This is a genomic window from Flavobacterium sp. GQ95, assembly GCF_059758655.1.
This window is the reverse complement of the sequence record NZ_JCAXEB010000012.1, coordinates 59,986-78,133: the sequence shown is the minus strand read 5'-3', so window position 1 is coordinate 78,133 and position 18,148 is coordinate 59,986. Positions and strand designations below refer to the sequence as shown.

Genomic DNA, 18,148 nt, shown 5'->3' with positions numbered 1-18,148 from the left:
ACTGAAGGCTGTGACTGAGACTGATTACTATTTTTAAGGAAGCCATTTATTCTCTCCGAAATTTGGTTTTCTTTTTTCTAAGAATGCGTTTCTGCCTTCTTTTGCTTCTTCGGTCATGTAGGCCAAACGAGTTGCTTCTCCTGCGAAAACCTGTTGTCCGACCATTCCGTCGTCTGTAAGATTCATAGCAAATTTCAGCATTTTTATAGAAGTTGGCGATTTTTGAAGTATTTCCTGCGCCCATTCGTAAGCAGTAGCTTCAAGCTCATCGTGTGGAATAACGGCATTTACCATTCCCATATCCATTGCTTCCTGCGCTGAATAATTTCTTCCTAAAAAGAAAATTTCACGTGCTTTTTTCTGCCCTACCATTTTAGCTAAATAAGCTGATCCGTAACCACCGTCAAAACTGGTAACGTCAGCATCTGTTTGTTTAAAAATAGCGTGTTCTTTACTAGCCAAAGTCATATCACATACTACGTGTAAGCTGTGTCCGCCACCTACTGCCCATCCCGGAACAACGGCAATAACTACTTTTGGCATAAAACGAATTAAACGTTGTACTTCCAGAATATTTAAACGATGTTGTCCATCTTCACCTACATAACCCTGATGTCCACGAGCGTTTTGATCGCCACCGCTGCAAAAAGAATAAACCCCATCTTTAGTTGATGGGCCTTCAGCAGAAAGCAAGACTACTCCTATCGAAGTATCTTCTTGAGCATCGTAAAAAGCCTGGTATAATTCTGAAGTTGTTTTTGGGCGGAAAGCATTTCTAACATTAGGTCTGTTAAACGCTATTCTGGCAACTCCATTACATTTTTTATAGGTGATATCTTCAAATTCTCTGGCAGTGATCCAATCCATTTCTATTTGTTTAGTTTTAAATAATTATAGTGTAAAAATAAAGCATTTTTACATTTTTACCTACTCAAATCGGCTTAAGTCTGCGTGAAAATAACTTTAGAATACAGCAAATCTTATTTACATACAAAAAATAACATTATTTAACATTGGATTTCAAAAATAATTAAGTAATTTTACACCCTAGAAATCAATGAGATACATTTTATTTCACTGATTTATGATTGATTTTCTTTCACTGATTTATTAACCTAAAAAATGACTTTTTTTGAGAAAAATTAAAAATTTTGTCGCTCATTTTTTTACGGTTTTTATTAGTAAACCTTTGACTAATGAGCAAATGATTTATGCGTTTGTTAAGACTTCAAAAAGGAGATAGTAACACCTAAGGTTAAATGCTAGAATTGTTTAAGTAATTAGTATAAGATTGATTACGAAAAAGAAGAAAAATGCTAACCAGAACATTCTATAAGTTATTTATCAACCAAATGGATTAGCCGCGAAATTGATTTTTTGCTTTTAAGATGAACGTATTGATTGTTTAAAGACATACCAGATGAGAGAGTAACTCCTAAAATTTATAAAGTTGTTATTCTTTTAATGGATTCGAATTATTTTATTTCTGTTTTTTTTTAATTACAATTTTTTTTAAAACTGAATAAAAAGAGAAAGGCTGCTTGTAATGAGCAGCCTTTCTTGTTATAATAATTCTTGCGAATAAATTCCAATTTTTTAAAATTCCAAATTCCAATCTATAAACTCTAAATAATTCCTATTGGAATTTGGAATTTAAATATTTGAAATTTTAGAGAGTCTAATCTTCCTTTACCAGATAAATCCCGTCTTCTTTAATTTCGATGAGTTTATCTTTATATAAAGCTCCAATTGCTTTTTTAAAGGTTTTTTTACTCATTTTTAAAACTGTTTTAATGTCTTCAGGGTGTGAAGCATCATTTAGTCTCAGGAAACCACGATTGGCACGTAACTCATCCAGAATTTTCTCAGCATTTGGTTCAATACTTTGATAACCTTGTACTTGTAGCGCAACATCGATTTTATTATCAGGACGAATGTTTTTAATAAAACCAATCATTCTGTCTCCGGTTCTGATTGCGTCATCGTAAACTTCATCTTTATACAACAAACCTTTATGCTGTTCATTGATGATAACATTGATACCTAATTCGGTAATGTGTGAAACTATCAAATCAACTTCTTCTCCTTTTTCAACTGAAAGCTGATCGTTATTTAAAAATTGATTCAATTTACTTGAAGCTACCAAACGATTGGTTTTTTCATCCATATAAAGGTAAACTAAGTAACGTTTTCCTTTTTCCATTGGGCGCGCCTGTTCTTTAAAAGGAACAAGAATATCTTTCTCCATTCCCCAATCCATAAAGGCACCAACCTGATTGATATAATTTACTCTTAAAAGTGCAAATTCATTCAATAAAATATAAGGTTCAAGTGTTGTTGCAACCGGACGTTGTTCGTGGTCTAAGTAAACGAAAACTATAAGTTCCTCGCCTATTTCAAATTCATTTGGAACGTATTTATTAGGTAATAATATATCGTGAATTCCTTCAGGATCTTTTTCAGGATTTCCTAAAAATAACCCAACTTTGGTATCGCGTAATATGGTAAGTGTATTGTATTTTCCTATTTCAATCATATTCTTAAGTTCTGAGTCGGTAAATGACTAAGTTTCTAGCTGCAAATGTACGAAGTTTGAAAATGGTAAACCGAAAAATATTTTGGATTAAAAAAAAGCAAGTCCATCTTAATTATAGTTTATGCTTTTTAATTAAATTTGAGAACATAAATTAACTCCAAATCAATGAAAAAAAATACTTTTTACTTCGTTTTTGCCTTTTTATTATTTTCGCAGGTCGGTATTTCGCAGGTTGCTGAAGATCCGGAAATTAAAAAGATGATTTCAGAAGTTAAAGCCGAAAATCTAGAAGCAACTGTTCGTAAACTAGTGACTTTTGGAACCAGACATACTTTAAGCGACACTAAAAGCAAAACAAAAGGCATTGGTGCCGCACAACAATGGGTAAAATCTGAATTTGATAAATATTCATTAGAATCTGGTGGAAGATTAACTTCTACAATAGATTATTTTACGGTTAAAGCAGATGGAAAACGTGTTAAAGTAGATAGCCAGCTTGGCAATGTAATGGCTACTTTAAAAGGAACTGATCCTAATGACAATCGTGTTCTTATAATTAGCGGTCATCTTGATTCTCGTGTTTCTGATGTAATGAATATTAAATCTGATGCTCCTGGTGCCAACGACGATGGTTCTGGTGTTGCAGCTGTTATTGAACTGGCTAAAATAATGAGTAAAAGATCTTTTCCGGCTACTATTATTTTTGTTGCCGTTGTTGGTGAAGAGCAAGGCCTTATTGGTGCGCGCCATTTGGCTGAATTCGCTAAAGAATCAAACTGGAATATCATCGCCATGCTTAATAATGACATGATCGGTAACAGTTTATCTAGTGGAACCAATTTAAGAGACAATACGCAAATCAGAGTTTTTAGTGAAACTATTCCGTTTTTAGAAACTGAAGATGAAACTAAAATGCGTAAATCAATTAATCGTGATAATGACAGCCCTTCAAGATTATTGGCGCGTTATATTAAAACAACGACAGAACAATATGTGGATCAGCTTTCTGTAAAATTAGTATACAGAAATGACCGTTTTTTAAGAGGTGGCGATCATACTCCGTTTAGCCAAAATGGTTTTACAGCCGTTCGCTTTTGTGAAATGAATGAAAATTTTGATCACCAGCATCAGGATTTAAGAACAGAGAACAATATAAAATATGGCGATCTTCCTGAATTCATGGATTTTGATTATTTAAGAAAAAATACCTGTGCCAATTTAGCGGTTTTAGCTAATCTGGCATGGTCTCCAAAAGCGCCGATAAATGTGGGAATTGAAGTTAAAAACCTTTCTAATTCCTCTACATTAATTTGGAGTGCTCCAGAAGATAAACCTCAATATGGCTATCAAATTTTGATGAGAGAAACAGCATCATCTCATTGGGAAAAAACATTTTTTGTAAAAGATACTAAGGCTGAGATTCCGTATTCAAAAGATAATTATTTCTTTGCGGTACAAACAGTTGATGCCTTAGGTCATGCCAGTATACCGGTCTTTCCAATTCCGATTCGTTAAGAATTTATTTCAATAAGAAAGCGCCTTACAAGGCGCTTTTCTTTTATATACTATTTTTTAAACCAGTTCTTTAAAATATTGTTTTAAAATAACATCATTCTCCAAAGTTGGCGTAAAAATTTCTAAAATAACAGGTTTATCGTTCTGTGAATATAAATTGTCAATTCCAGTTTCTAACGATTCAGTATCAGAAGCCGTCAAATACTCAAACTGATACATTTTGGCCAAATGCTCAGCTGTTAAATGATGTGACGTTTCAAAATAGGTATTAAAAACAGGTTTCTCTTCATGGCCAGGCAAAATTCTGAAGATCCCTCCTCCTCCATTATTTATTAAAATAATTTTGAAGTTTTTTGGGATATACGAATTCCACAAAGCATTACTGTCGTATAAGAAACTAATATCTCCCGTAATAAAAACATTTGGTTTTCCGCTCCCAACTGAAGCTCCGATTGCTGTAGATGTGCTGCCGTCAATTCCACTCGTTCCGCGATTGCAAAAAACTTCAATCGATGGATCAATATGAATTAATTGTGCATATCGAATGGCAGAGCTATTACTAATTTGCAATTGACTATTTTTAGGTAGCGATTCAATAACTTTTTCGAAAACTTTAAAGTCTGAGAAAGGGATTTTTTCCAGATATTGATTTCTTCTGATTTTACGAAATTTATAAATTGTACCAATTTTTTCAGCATATTTACTTTTTATATGCGTCGTTTTTGATAACAAATCCTTAAAAAAATCATTTGGCTGCATTACAAAATGATGCGTCAAAGCATTAAATGTATCGTAAGCTCGTAAAGTGTCAATATGCCAATGCTCTTTTGGTTTGTGTTTGCGCAAAAATCCTTTTATACGTTTAGATACAATCATGCCACCAAAGGTTATTAATATATCTGGATTAAGTTCTTTAAAATCAACATCATCAAATGGTGTAATTAAAGTATCGATACTATTAATAAAATCCGGATGATGCAAGTTTGAAGTCGTTTCTGTCAACACTACAATAGACGGATCTTTTGCGAAGTTTTCTATAATTTCCTGCTCGATAACATTAGCTTCATTAACTCCTACCAAGATTAATTTGCGTTTGGCTGAATTCCAAATTGAAACAAAATCGGCTGCATTTTTAATAGTTTTTGTTCCGAGGATTTCTTCTGAATGGGTAATTTTCGGTCGAACAGAAAGCGCTGAAATAGTTTCATATAAAGGCTCTTCAAAAGGTGCATTAATATGAACCGGTCCTTTTTGAAGAATAGCTGTTTCGATGGCTTTGTTGATTTTTAAATCATTTTCTTCAGACGCTTCTTCAGTTAAATTGGCATTAAAAACCGAATGATTCTGAAAAACATTTTCCTGACGAATCGTTTGTCCGTCGCCAATGTCTATCTTACTTTGTGGGCGATCTGCCGAGATTACAATCAACGGAATCTGACTGTAAAATGCTTCGGCCACAGCCGGATAATAATTCAATAAGGCAGAACCAGAAGTACAAACAATTGCCGTTGGTTTTTTAGTTTGCTGTGCAATTCCCAATGCAAAAAAAGCAGCACAACGTTCATCTGCTATACTATAACATGTAAAATTAGGATTTTGTGCAAAACCTATTGTTAAAGGCGCATTTCTTGATCCGGGAGAAATAATAATATTGGTAATTCCTTTTGCTAAACAAATTTCGATAATGCTCTGAGCAAGCGGTATTTTGGGGTAAATCATTCTTATGGCGTATTATTTTAAAGAAAATCTAAACTTGAAGATTTTTTTTGATCTCACAAAGTTACAAACTTCACATTTGATTTACTTATAAATTAGGAAGATATTAAGGCTGTTTTTAGAAAAAGGAAATATATTTGTAAAAGCATTTTCTTTGATCAAAAATAAACTTTACATGCGTATCCTCTATCTTTTTTTACTTTGTATTTCGATACAAACCGTAAAGTCGCAAAATCAATTTATTCCCAACGATACGCCTTATAAAAAAGCCTTAGAAACTGCAAAAACAGAAGGAAAACCTCTTTTTATAATGCTTTATGCCGACTGGTGTCCGCACTGTAATCTGATGAAAAAAGAAGTTTTCAGTGATCCAAATGTAATAGATTTTTTAAAGGAAAATTATGTTTGCATCTGGAAAAATATCGAGAAAGAAGAAGGATTAGCACTTAAGAATAAATACAATACCAAATCGTTGCCTACTTTTTTGTTTTTAGATTCTAATGAAACACTTTTATATGCACTGAAAGGCGAAATGAAAACAGCCGAATTCATGAGCGAAGCAAAATATGCGTTGAATTCAAGAATGCAATTGCCCTATTTAGAGAAAGAATTCCTTTCAGACCCAAGTAATTCTACCAAGTTTTTTGCTTATCTGAACACTTTAAAAAAAGGAAAAGACAGAACGGAATTATCAGTTCCAACTCATATTTATCTAAAAACCCAGTCTGATGTACAATTAGTTAGCGAAATCAACTGGCGAATTATTGCCAATGGCGTTACAGATATTAATTCGAGAGAATTTCAATATGTTTTAAAACATCAGAAAGAGTTTGCCGCTGTGGCTTCGCAGAATCGTGTAGATCGTAAAGTAGAAAGCATTGTTACTGAATTACTTCGGCCGTTAGTGGATAATTTAGATACTGTAAACTATTATAAACAAAGAGAAGTTGCCAAATCTATCCGATTGCAAAAGGCAGATTCTTTGGTTTTTAAATTTGATTTAACTCTGGCCGAAAGAACCGAAAAATGGCAATTTTATAAAAAAGTCACATTAGATAATACACAGAAATTAGTTTGGAATGATACCAGCTTTTTGAAAGATATTGGGCAAACTTATTTGAAACATATTAACGATACAGAAAGTCTGAAGAAATCTATTTTCTGGGTAAAACATTCTTTAGAATTAAATGATTCTTATGACGGAAATTTGCTCGTCGCAAGACTTTATAATAAAATTAAAGATAAAAAATCAGCTTTACAATATGCCAATGATGCCAAAGTGATTTGTACCGAAATGACCTGGAATACCAAAGAAGTTGATACTTTGTTAACTGAATTAAATACAAAATAATATTTTATAAAACCATGAGCCTTACCCTGAGACCTGCAACAAAAAATGATTTAGAAAAAATTCTGGACATTGTAAACCATTCCATTTTACACACAACTGCAAATTACAGTTACGACATTCAAACTATTGACGTTCAAACAAAATGGTTTGAAGATAAAACTGCAAAAAATCTTCCTATTGTGGTTGCTGACTTAGATGGCGAAGTGGTTGGTTTTGGAAGTTATGGACAGTTTCGCGAAAAAATTGGTTATCAATTTACAGTTGAACATTCTGTTTATGTAGTGGATCATGTAATTGGAAAAGGAATCGGATCTCAATTATTGACCGAATTAATTAGATTAGCGAAAGAACAGGGTTATCATGTTATGATTGGTGCTATTGATGCAGATAACGCCGGAAGTATTGCTTTTCATGAAAAATTTGGTTTTGTTGTAACAGGAACCATTCGTGAAGTGGGTTACAAATTTGATCATTGGCTTGATTTGGTTTTTATGCAGTTGATATTAATTTAACCGCAAAGGACACAAGGATTTTACGCAATGTTCGCTAAGGTTTGAACTAACGTGGAAAGATGGTACGCGGATGACGCGGATTTAAAACTGATTTCTCTTTATTTTTAATAACAAGGAATAATAAAATACAAATTGATTGATCTTTTGAAAACGATTGCCCTAGCCCTGATGGGAACGGCTCCTAAAAAAAATCCACAAATCTGAATTTACTTCAAACTTGTGGATTTTTTGGTTTAGATCGTTTTGAATTAACTTTTAATCCAATTGATTACTTCTGGTTCTGTAACTAGTGTTTTTGGTTTGATCACTTTTACGAGCTCACCTTTTTCATTGATTAAGTATTTTTGAAAATTCCATTCTACTTCAGAATCCTGTAAACCGTTTTTCGATTTTTGCGTTAAGAATTTATAAACCTCACACATATCATCTCCTTTTACCGAAACTTTGTCCATCATCGGGAAAGTTACACCGTAATTTAATTGGCAAAACGTTTGGATTTCTTCATTGGTACCTGGTTCCTGAGACGCAAAATTGTTTGCAGGAAAACCAACAATTACAAAACCTTTGTCTTTATATTCTTTGTAAACAGCTTCAAGATCTTTGTATTGAGGCGTTAATCCACATTTTGAAGCGGTGTTTACAATCATGATTTTTTTTCCTTTTAGAGAAGCAAAATCAAAAACGTTTCCTGATAAATCTTCAACTTTAAATTGATAGATGGTTTGTTTATCCATAACTTTTTCTGTTTTAGATTTATTGATACTTGTTTGAGCCTGAAGTTGTGACGCCATTAAAAAGACTGCACTACAAACTAAAAATGCTATTTTATTCATCGTTTAATTTTTTATAAAATTAGTTAAAATCTGTTTTACAGAAAGACTTTGGTTGCTTTATTTTTATTAAACATAAGTTAAATAAAAAACGAAGCCTAACGTTAATCACTCGTTAGGCTTCTCCCCATACAAACAAATCAAACCATGAATTAATATTATCCTTTAATTTTATAAAATAAGAAAATTGGTACTATCCTGAATTCTTACTTTAAAGTTACTTTGTGTTTAAATTATAGTTGATGCCTCCCGGTTATAGTAAAAATTAATTTTAAAACTCTAATTCATATTCCCCAGCTGATCTTTTTAATGGCGTATATATGGAAATTTCAATTTGCTTTAGTTTGGAAAATACAGTTTGCAAATAATTTTCGGGTTGGAAGTCCGGGGACATCAACTATTAAGCCTTTAACTTTTAATTTGAATGCAATCGCTTTGACAAACTGCAACATTTAAAACGGAATAATGAAGCCTGATCATTCCTTTTCGAAAATCTTTATTATTCAATTTGATAATGCAAAAACACAAGTCAGACCTACAATTAAAATTTTCAATTTAGTCAGATTTTTCATAGTATCATTCTTTTTCATCACGATTAATTTTAAATAATTCTTTAAACGAATGTTAAAATCAATATTTTTGATTTATTGCTAACATGCTAATTATAAACAAATAAAAAGTGGTCTTTTTAAAATTTGCTATTTATCTAATAGTAATTTTCATGTTATAATAGCATTTACGTAATTGGATTGCTTTTGGTTTTAAAAAAATGAAAAAAAATCAATATTTTTTCTAAATCCCTTATTTTACTAAGTATTTGGCTATTAAAAAAAATCCATTTGTGATCAAAAAATAAATTATCTTTATCTCAATTAACACAATATCGATTAATAAATTTTGTTTAAACTTTAAAAACCTTAATCTATGAGTCAAGAAGAATTATTAGTTTTGATCTACAAGAAAGACGAAAGAGCTTTTACCCACTTGTATGATATGTATTCCAAAAGTTTATTTTCGGTCATCCATGTTTTGATAAAAAACAGGGAAGAATCTGAAGATGTTTTACAGGAAGTTTTTGTCAAAATCTGGAAAAATATCGATTCATATAATGAAAGTAAAGGCCGCTTTTATACGTGGATCCTTAATATTGCCCGAAATACTTCTATAGATAAATTAAGATCAAAAAATTATAATAACAGCAAAAAAAACCTTTCCTCAGATAATTTCGTAAATCTGTTAGACGACAGTAACAAACTGCTTAATAAAATTGATACGATTGGGATTCAGGAATTTGTCAAAAAACTGAAACCAAAATGTATTGAAATTATCGATTTGTTATTTTTCAAAGGATATACCCAACAAGAAGCTTCAGAAGAATTGGCATTGCCACTGGGAACTATCAAAACGCAAAACAGAAACTGTATTAATGATTTACGTAATTATTTAAAAATCTAATGGAAGCACAAGAATATATAGAATCAGGAATTCTAGAACTTTACGTTTATGGTTTATTAACCGAAACAGAAAATTTAGAAATAGCCGAAATGGCTAAAAAAAGCCCGGAAGTCGATCAGGAAATTATTTCGATAGAAAAAGCAATTGTAGCTTTATCATCAAGCTTCTCTCCTTTCCATTCTGTAGCGAATTTCGAGAAGATAAAAGCTCGTTTAGAACTGAAACATGGCAAAGTAGTCGAAATGAAACCGACTTCAAAATGGTCACAATATGTGGGGTGGGCTGCAGCAGTTTTATTGCTTTTTGGGCTTGGATATCAAACTTTAGAATTGACAAAAACCAAAGATGCTATTTCAACTGTTGGTAATGAAAAAACTAAAATCGAAAGAGAGTTTGCTTATTTAGATCAAAAAAATAAAGAAACTGAGAAAAGTTTAACGATCGTTAGAGATATCAAAAATACCGGAGTAACACTTGGCGGTCAGGCGGTTTCGCCAACATCATTTGCAAAAGTGTATTGGAACAAAGACACTAAAACAACTTATATTGATGCTGCAGGTTTACCAAAACCACCAAAAGGAATGGTTTATCAGGTCTGGGCTTTAAAATTAAGTCCTGTGCTTACGCCAACAAGTATTGGTTTATTGAGCGATTTTGAAGGAAATTCAAATAAAATCTTTGCTGTAGATCGTACTAACGAAGCTGAGGCTTTTGGGATTACATTGGAACCTGCCGGAGGAAGTTTAACTCCAACAATGACACAATTGTATACTTTAGGAAAAGTTTAAAATATAAACTCAGTATAAAACTTAAAACGCATATTAATTTTTATTTAATGTGCGTTTTTTTATTATTTTTAATTCAACTAACAAACAAAAACCAAAATGAACGGAACTTTACTTTTAAGAATTGCAGTAGCTATTATCCTTCTCACCCATTCCGTTTTTGGAATGTTTAACAACGGTATAAATGACTTTGGAAATTTATATCTAAATCAGATTGGGTTTGCTCCTTTTGGCGTTTTTCTGGCCTGGTCTATCAAATTGTCGCACATTGTTGCAGCGATACTTTTGATTTTAAATAAATATATAAAATTGGCTGGATTTGTAACCATTTTTGTTTTACTAATGGGAATTATTCTGGTGCATTTTAAGGAAGGCTGGTTTGTCGTTGGCGGAGGAAGAAACGGCGTTGAATATAATTTTTTATTAATTGTCGTTTTACTGGCAATTATGTATCCAAATGGTTTTAAGAAAGATACAATCGAATAATCCAGATTAAAAAAATAAAAAAGTTTAGAATGGAAGTAATCTGCAAAAATTGCCATCAGGTTTTTAGAGGCCATTACTGTAATAACTGTGGGCAGCCAGCCGACACGCATAAAATAAATGCTCATTTTTTGTGGCATGATATTCAACATGGGTTATTGCATTTTGACGCAGGAATTCCTTATTCTTTAAAACAATTATTTACAAGACCTGGGCACTCTATTCGTGAATTTATTGAAGGGAAACGTGTTAAACATTTTAAACCTTTATCATTAGTTGCTGTTCTTGGAGCTCTGTACGGTTTTTTATGTCATTATTATGAGATCAATATATTTGCAAATTCAGAGAACTCCAATATAGATTTACGCGATTATAACGAATGGATGGCGACACACTTTTCATGGGTAGCCATTGCTACTATACCAATTTATACCATTGGAACCTTTATTGTATTCAGGAAACAAGGGTATAATTTTTTCGAATTTTTTGTTCTCAATACGTTCAAAGCTTCGCAAAGGCTTTTTGTGCAAATTTTGACATTTCCAATATTATTATACTTAAGTAGCAAAAATCATGTTGAAAAGTTTTCGACTATGACTTATCTAATTGGAATTATTTTGACATTTTGGACTAACATTCAATTTTTTAATAAAATATCGAAAACCAGAGCATTCTTTTTAACACTATTAAGTCATATAATATTTTTAACCTGTTTTATCATACTTGTAGCAATAGTACTTTCATTGACTGGAAAAATGCCTGATTAAACAGAAGTTAGAATCATAAAAAGAAAATAATCACTTGTTTTCTTTTTTTATATAAATCTATATCGTAATATTGCAATATAAAAATAACACAATGGGAGCATCAAAATCAGATCATTTTACGGATCATCAAAATGAATTGGCCATTTTAACAAAAGCATTAGGCCATCCGGCACGAATTGCTATTATTGAATATTTGATAAAAGTAAATACCTGTATTTGTGGAGACATAGTAAACGAACTACCGCTTTCGCAACCAACAGTTTCTCAACATTTAAAGGAATTAAAGAATGCCGGATTAATAAAAGGAAACATTGACGGAAATGCCATTTGTTATTGCATTAATGAAGCTGGTTTTGAAAAAATAAAAGGTTTCTTCGAAATCATTACACTTCATATCGAAAAAAAGAAAAACGAATGTTGTTAATTATTAAATCAAATTATTATGAAACTTTCAGAAATTAAAAAAGTACTTACTACTGTTGAGGCAGTAAATTTTCAATTGCCAAACGGAAGCTTTGTCCCGGAATACTTTCATGTTACGGAAATAGGCTTAATCACTAAAAACTTTATTGATTGCGGCGGAACAGTTCGAAAAGAAACGGTTGTAAATTTCCAACTTTGGGATGCCAATGATTTTGAACATCGCTTAAAACCACAAAAACTAATTCATATCATTGAACTTTCAGAAAAAGTTTTGGGCATAGAAGATTATGAAATCGAAGTCGAATATCAGGATACTACAATTGGCAAATATGACTTAGGTTTTAACGGAAAAGATTTTGAATTACTGAATAAAAAGACAGCTTGTTTAGCGCAGGAACAATGCGGAATTCCATCAGAAAAACCGAAACTTAAACTTACACAATTAAACGCCGATACTGCCAATTCTTGTACACCTGGTGGCGGATGTTGCTAATCAATTCTATAAAAATGACTTATTCAAAGACCTTATTTCCTGAGTTGAATAAAATCGTTTCTTTATTTAATTTTGATAAGATTACAGCGGAACGAAAGGAAGTATTACAACTCTTGATTGATTTTATTCAGTTAAAAGCAAACGATAATAGTGAAATCAGATTAAATTTTATTTGTACCCATAATTCAAGACGGAGTCATTTATCACAGGTTTGGGCACAAACGGCCGCTTATTATTTTAATGTGAAAAATGTTTTTTGCTATTCTGGCGGAACAGAAGCTACAGCGTTATTCCCGAAAGTTGCAGAAACTCTGAGAAAATCAGGGTTTCTTATTGAGTTACTTTCTGAAGGAAACAATCCTGTTTATGCTATAAAATTTGCAGCAACACAATCTCCCGTCATTGGATTTTCGAAAGCATATGATCATGTTTTTAATCCGGAAAGTGATTTTGCTGCTATTATGACCTGCTCACAGGCTGATGGAGGCTGTCCTTTTATAGCAGGAGCAGAAAAACGTATTCCGATTACTTTTGAGGATCCGAAAACTTTTGATAATTCTCCGCAACAAACTGAAAAATATCAGGAACGAAGCCTGCAGATTGCAACTGAAATGTTTTATGTTTTTTCTGAAATAAAAAAAATCATATGTCAGTAAATCATTGCACCCCAGCTACCGAAAGAAAAAAACTTGGTTTTCTGGATCGTTTTTTAACTATATGGATTTTCTTTGCCATGATAATTGGTGTTTCGATTGGATATCTTATTCCGTCAAGCGGAAATTTCATCAATTCATTCTCAAGTGGAACAACAAATATTCCGCTTGCTATTGGACTTATCTTAATGATGTATCCACCATTAGCAAAAGTAAAGTACGAAAGTATCGGAAGTGTTTTTAAAAACACCAAAGTATTAGGAGCTTCTTTATTTTTAAACTGGATCGTAGGCCCGATACTGATGTTTATTCTGGCATTGCTATTTTTAAAAGAGTATCCTGAATATATGATTGGCTTAATTTTAATTGGACTAGCACGTTGTATTGCAATGGTAGTTGTCTGGAATGATCTTGCCGATGGCAACAGGGAGTATGCTGCCGGATTAATTGCATTAAATAGTGTTTTCCAGGTTTTACTTTATAGTCTGTATGCTTATCTGTTTATCACCATATTACCACCTTATTTTGGTTATAATGGTTTTGACATCGATATCAGTATTATGCAGATTGCTGAAAGTGTTGGAATTTATTTAGGAATTCCTTTTGCTTTAGGACTCATTAGCCATTACGGTTTGATAAAATTAAAAGGTGAGGAATGGTTTCAGAAGAAATATTTGCCGTTTATCTCACCTATAACTTTGATTGCCTTGCTTTTTACAATTGTACTTATGTTTAGCCTTAAAGGCAGCCTGATTGTTCAAATTCCATTAGATGTTATTCGTATTACAATTCCCCTGGTTATTTATTTTGTTATAATGTTTATAATAAGCTTCTTTATTGGGAAATATTTTGGAGCTGATTATTCGAAAAGTACAGCGATTGCTTTTACAGCGACCGGAAATAATTTTGAATTAGCAATTGCAGTTGCAATTGGTGTATTTGGAATAAACAGTGGTCAGGCTTTTACAGGAGTTATTGGTCCTTTAGTTGAAGTTCCTGCCTTAATTGCATTGGTAAATGTTGCTTCTTGGTTCAGGAAAAAGTACTTTTCTTAAACTAAAAAGCATGATTTTTTTATCTGCCTAAATAATTTTATCTCGATTAATTCATAAAAAAAGGTTCAACATTACGTTGAACCTTTTTTTATGAATTAATAATTACACTTGATAATTATCTATTTTTTGACTTTTTTACTTTTATAATATTTGCTGTATTTTGGATAAGTAACAATTCCAATTAAAGATATCGTTCCTAACGAATACCATATCCAGCTTAATGAATGCGCTTCTCCACTTGCGTACGAGTGCAATCCAACTAAATGGAAATTTACACCATAATACGTAAACAAAATCGAAATAAAAGCAAACATGCTCATTAAGTTGAAGAACCATTTCCCTCTCAAAGACGGAACAAATCGAGCGTGAATTACAAACGCATAAACCATAATCGAAATCAAAGCCCAGGTTTCTTTAGGATCCCATCCCCAGTAACGTCCCCAGCTTTCATTGGCCCATTGTCCTCCAAGGAAGTTACCAATAGTTAACATGATCAAACCAATTGTAAGAGACATTTCGTTGATATAGGTAATTTCTTTGATGTTTAATTCCATTTTGACTTTGTTCTTCTCATTGGTAAAGAAAATCAATATCAAGGCGACAAAACCTAAAATCATTCCCAATGCAAAAGGCCCGTAACTTGCAACAATAACCGCAACGTGAATCATTAACCAATACGAATTCAAAACGGGTTGTAAATTAGCAATTTCAGGATCAATCCAGTTGGCATTTGCTGCCATGAAAATCATCGAAGTAACAAACGCTGCAGATGCCACAGTAAGTTTTGATTTTCTGTCAAAAGCCAATCCAAAGAACATAGTTGCCCATGCCACATAAACAATTGCTTCATAAGCATTACTCCATGGTGCATGACCCGAAATATACCAACGAGCAATTAATGCAAGGGTATGAAGTGCAAATATTAACCCAATTAGAATGTGAAAACCGTTTACAGTAATACGTAAAAACTTTTTATCGAAGAAAATACTAAACAAGGTAAAAATCAACATTAAGATTCCCGAAAGCGAATACCAATAAAACATTTTTGGTAAAATATTGTATTTGTTATACGCGATTTCAAGATCAATTTTATTTTCACCTGGACGAACTTTACTTCCAAATTTCTTTTGAAAACCATTAATGCTTTCTACTAATTGATCGGCAGTTTTAAAATCTTTTGAAATCGATCCATTATTAAGGGCACTAAAATATAAAGGTAAAATCTGCTTCACATAAGTAGCATCCATTCCTTTTAATCCAGCGTGATCAATTTCTAAATAAGAAATCCATTTGTTGTTTGGATCATTTGGAATTGGGAAAATTTTCAGGATACTTCCGCTTAATGCAGATTCCATTAAATTTACCTTTTTATCTGTTTCAATAAAATCTTTTTCAAAGTTATTTGGATTTGCTGCTTTGTAAGCTGCATCTAAATAAGGTGAAAGTTTATAATTTCCGTTTTCATCAAAGAATTTTACAAAAGGAGCAAATTTTGCTTCTTTTTCAATTCCGATAATTTTACGAATACTATCGTTTTCCGGTTTAATATAAATAATCGGAATCTGGATCCAAACCTGAGCATATTGTGTCATTGACAAAAATACCTGATCAGAATTCATTCCATTATAATTATCATTATGACTTACTTTTCGAAGTAATTCAGATGAAAAAGTATTTATTGGTTTCATTCTACCACCTGCATCCTGAATAATCAAACGACCAAATTTGGCGGCATGCGCTTCCGGAGCTTTGTAGATAGATAGTAATGAATCTAATTGTTTCTGACTTGGTGGCGCTGTAACATGATTCGCATGATCACTTGGATCTGCCGTATGATTGTGATCATGTCCAGGTGTATGAACGTGTGGTGCCTGCGCAAAACCACTCAAACCGATCATTAAAACCAAAATAGTAATTAGCTTTTCTTTTTTCTCTTTTACTTTCTCCAGTTTTCGCTTAAGATCTGTAAAACGAGAACCTTTAGTAAACATAATAGCCATCAACCCGAAGAATAACATAAAATAGCCTAAATAAGTAATTGAAGTCCCCCAGAAATCGTGATTTACAGACAACACAGTTCCTTTTTCGTCCGGATCAAATGAAGATTGGAAGAAACGATACCCTTTATGGTCTAAAACGTGATTCATATAAATTCTGGCATCAAAAGTTTCTGCTGAATCCTGAACGGTAACTTTACTTTCAAAAGCCGAATAACTTTTTTCTGTTCCCGGATATTTAGTGGCAATAAAATCGTTTAGTTTTACTTTAAAAGGCAATACGTACGCTTTACTTCCGTAGAACAAACTGTACTCAATTTTACCAATTTTAACCGTCTGTGGCTCTCCTACTGAACCTTTAGAACCTAAAAGACGTACTTGCTTTTCCTCTCCATCTGCTTTTACTTTTACAATTAAAGCGTCATGATGTGATTTTGCCTTGAAATCTTTGTCGGATTCATAATCGATAATCCCTCTAACAGCGGGATCAGGAAAAACAATTCGTATATCACCAATGCTGTATAAAGATCGCATCATCAAAGGCTGTAAATTATCTTTTGTAACAGTTCCTTTCAATTTATCTGCCATTCGCATAAATTCTCCTTCAAATGGCGTTTGAATTGTATATTTTTCTCCGGTTGTAGTTATATTAATAGCACCGTCCGTTTGTTTATTTAAAGCAAATAAAACGTTGTGAATATTCTGGACTTCACCTTCTTTCAGATAGTGTTCTTCACGTCCCCCCGCTCCTGCTTCAACTAATTTTAAGTATAAAGTTCCGTTAGGATCTGGTTTTACTGTTTCTTTGGCTCCCATAATGTAGTTTACGTAAGTAACTTCAAAAGGAGTTTCGTCAAATTGACCTGAAAGCGTAAAATCATTATTGGTAACAGGCGAAAACAAAAGGCTTTTTTCAAAAACCCTGCGTTTCATTTCGCCTTTGTATTCTCCGTCTGCAAAAACAGTTAAGAATGTTTTATCTGAATAAATTTGATTTTCTGCAGCGCCTTCACGAATTGGCATCATACCTTCGTAACTGATATAACGCGTAATAAAAGCTCCTAGAAGAATAAAGATAAAGGCAATATGTAGTAATAAAGTTGCCCATTTTTCTTTTCTTAATAATTGGTAGCGTTTGATGTTTCCGAAAAAGTTGATCATAAAAAAGACCATTATAGCCTCGAACCACCATGTATTGTAAATTAAAATTCTGGCAGTATCAGTATTGTACTTACTTTCGATAAAAGTTCCAATACCCATTGCGATTGCAAATGTTAAAAAAAGAACGGCCATTAATCGTGTAGAAAACAAAAAAGAGAATATTTTTTTATCCATTTCTGAGGAATTACATTGTATAAAAGTGCCACAAAAGTACTTAAAAATGTTGAGTTCCGATATTTGCCTTTTGTTAATAAAAACCAAAAAAGAGTAGTTTCATTTTTAAATTTCATTAACAAACTCGAATTAAATAGAATTCAATAATCTCTTTGATAGTAAATATTTTTTATTAGATTTGTGTAATCGATTACATTGTTAATTTATTTTTTAAAAGAGATATTTTTTTAGTATCAATAAAA

The 18,148-nt window shown here is 32.4% G+C and carries 16 protein-coding genes; 11 read left to right on the top strand and 5 right to left on the bottom strand.

Annotated features, from left to right (window positions below; all coding sequences use genetic code 11):
• Positions 1–33 precede the first annotated feature (33 nt).
• Together AC6CH4_RS20565 and AC6CH4_RS20560 are read right to left on the bottom strand one after the other, a co-directional pair.
• The gene (locus AC6CH4_RS20565) at positions 34–867 is read right to left on the bottom strand and encodes a 1,4-dihydroxy-2-naphthoyl-CoA synthase (protein ID WP_017498510.1); all 834 of its coding nucleotides are present in this window, start codon (positions 865–867) and stop codon (positions 34–36) included.
• A gap of 811 nt (positions 868–1,678) precedes the next feature.
• Entirely contained in the window at positions 1,679–2,536 is an 858-nt protein-coding gene (locus AC6CH4_RS20560) for a CvfB family protein (protein ID WP_498106287.1), read from the bottom strand.
• 165 nt (positions 2,537–2,701) lie between these two features.
• Between AC6CH4_RS20560 and AC6CH4_RS20555 the strand changes: the two genes are divergently transcribed.
• Positions 2,702–4,051, top strand: coding sequence for a M20/M25/M40 family metallo-hydrolase (locus AC6CH4_RS20555; protein ID WP_498106285.1), 1,350 nt, complete (start codon positions 2,702–2,704; stop codon positions 4,049–4,051).
• A 57-nt stretch (positions 4,052–4,108) separates the two neighbouring features.
• Here the strand turns inward: AC6CH4_RS20555 and menD are convergent, their stop codons facing one another.
• On the bottom strand, positions 4,109–5,770 hold the full coding sequence (gene menD, locus AC6CH4_RS20550; protein ID WP_498106283.1) for a 2-succinyl-5-enolpyruvyl-6-hydroxy-3-cyclohexene-1-carboxylic-acid synthase: 1,662 nt from the start codon (positions 5,768–5,770) through the stop codon (positions 4,109–4,111).
• A gap of 172 nt (positions 5,771–5,942) precedes the next feature.
• On the opposite strand from menD, the gene AC6CH4_RS20545 reads away from it, so the two are divergent.
• Together AC6CH4_RS20545 and AC6CH4_RS20540 are read left to right on the top strand one after the other, a co-directional pair.
• Positions 5,943–7,118, top strand: a complete 1,176-nt coding sequence (locus AC6CH4_RS20545) for a thioredoxin family protein (RefSeq protein WP_498106281.1) — start codon at positions 5,943–5,945, stop codon at positions 7,116–7,118.
• Positions 7,119–7,132: 14 nt separating this feature from the next.
• Positions 7,133–7,630: a GNAT family N-acetyltransferase gene (locus tag AC6CH4_RS20540; RefSeq protein ID WP_498106279.1), complete on the top strand. Its 498-nt coding sequence runs from the start codon at positions 7,133–7,135 to the stop codon at positions 7,628–7,630.
• A 248-nt stretch (positions 7,631–7,878) separates the two neighbouring features.
• Here AC6CH4_RS20540 and AC6CH4_RS20535 read toward each other — a convergent pair whose 3' ends face one another.
• Positions 7,879–8,463 (bottom strand): glutathione peroxidase, encoded by a 585-nt coding sequence (locus tag AC6CH4_RS20535; protein WP_498106277.1) that lies wholly within the window; start codon positions 8,461–8,463, stop codon positions 7,879–7,881.
• Positions 8,464–9,384: 921 nt separating this feature from the next.
• Between AC6CH4_RS20535 and AC6CH4_RS20530 the strand changes: the two genes are divergently transcribed.
• The 8 genes from AC6CH4_RS20530 to arsB all read left to right on the top strand — a co-directional run bounded on the left by AC6CH4_RS20530 (position 9,385) and on the right by arsB (position 14,574).
• Complete coding sequence (locus AC6CH4_RS20530; protein WP_498106275.1) at positions 9,385–9,915, top strand: RNA polymerase sigma factor; 531 nt, start codon at positions 9,385–9,387, stop codon at positions 9,913–9,915.
• Positions 9,915–10,703 (top strand): anti-sigma factor, encoded by a 789-nt coding sequence (locus AC6CH4_RS20525; protein WP_498106273.1) that lies wholly within the window; start codon positions 9,915–9,917, stop codon positions 10,701–10,703. Before AC6CH4_RS20530 ends, AC6CH4_RS20525 begins: the two co-directional genes overlap by 1 nt.
• A 96-nt stretch (positions 10,704–10,799) precedes the next feature.
• Positions 10,800–11,186, top strand: coding sequence for a DoxX family protein (locus AC6CH4_RS20520; protein ID WP_498106271.1), 387 nt, complete (start codon positions 10,800–10,802; stop codon positions 11,184–11,186).
• A gap of 29 nt (positions 11,187–11,215) precedes the next feature.
• A complete protein-coding gene (locus AC6CH4_RS20515) occupies positions 11,216–11,950 on the top strand; it encodes a DUF3667 domain-containing protein (RefSeq protein WP_498106269.1) in 735 nt (244 codons plus the stop codon).
• Between the two features lie 91 nt (positions 11,951–12,041).
• Positions 12,042–12,374, top strand: a complete 333-nt coding sequence (locus AC6CH4_RS20510; RefSeq protein WP_498106267.1) for an ArsR/SmtB family transcription factor — start codon at positions 12,042–12,044, stop codon at positions 12,372–12,374.
• Positions 12,375–12,392: 18 nt separating this feature from the next.
• Positions 12,393–12,866, top strand: coding sequence for a DUF6428 family protein (locus AC6CH4_RS20505; RefSeq protein WP_498106265.1), 474 nt, complete (start codon positions 12,393–12,395; stop codon positions 12,864–12,866).
• A 14-nt stretch (positions 12,867–12,880) separates the two neighbouring features.
• Positions 12,881–13,522, top strand: a complete 642-nt coding sequence (locus AC6CH4_RS20500; protein WP_498106263.1) for an arsenate-mycothiol transferase ArsC — start codon at positions 12,881–12,883, stop codon at positions 13,520–13,522.
• Positions 13,513–14,574, top strand: coding sequence for an ACR3 family arsenite efflux transporter (gene arsB, locus AC6CH4_RS20495; RefSeq protein WP_498106261.1), 1,062 nt, complete (start codon positions 13,513–13,515; stop codon positions 14,572–14,574). Before AC6CH4_RS20500 ends, arsB begins: the two co-directional genes overlap by 10 nt.
• Before the next feature lie 119 nt (positions 14,575–14,693).
• On the opposite strand, the gene AC6CH4_RS20490 is transcribed toward arsB, so the two are convergent.
• The gene (locus AC6CH4_RS20490) at positions 14,694–17,906 is read right to left on the bottom strand and encodes a cytochrome c biogenesis protein (RefSeq protein WP_498106259.1); all 3,213 of its coding nucleotides are present in this window, start codon (positions 17,904–17,906) and stop codon (positions 14,694–14,696) included.
• Positions 17,907–18,148: the final 242 nt, after the last annotated feature.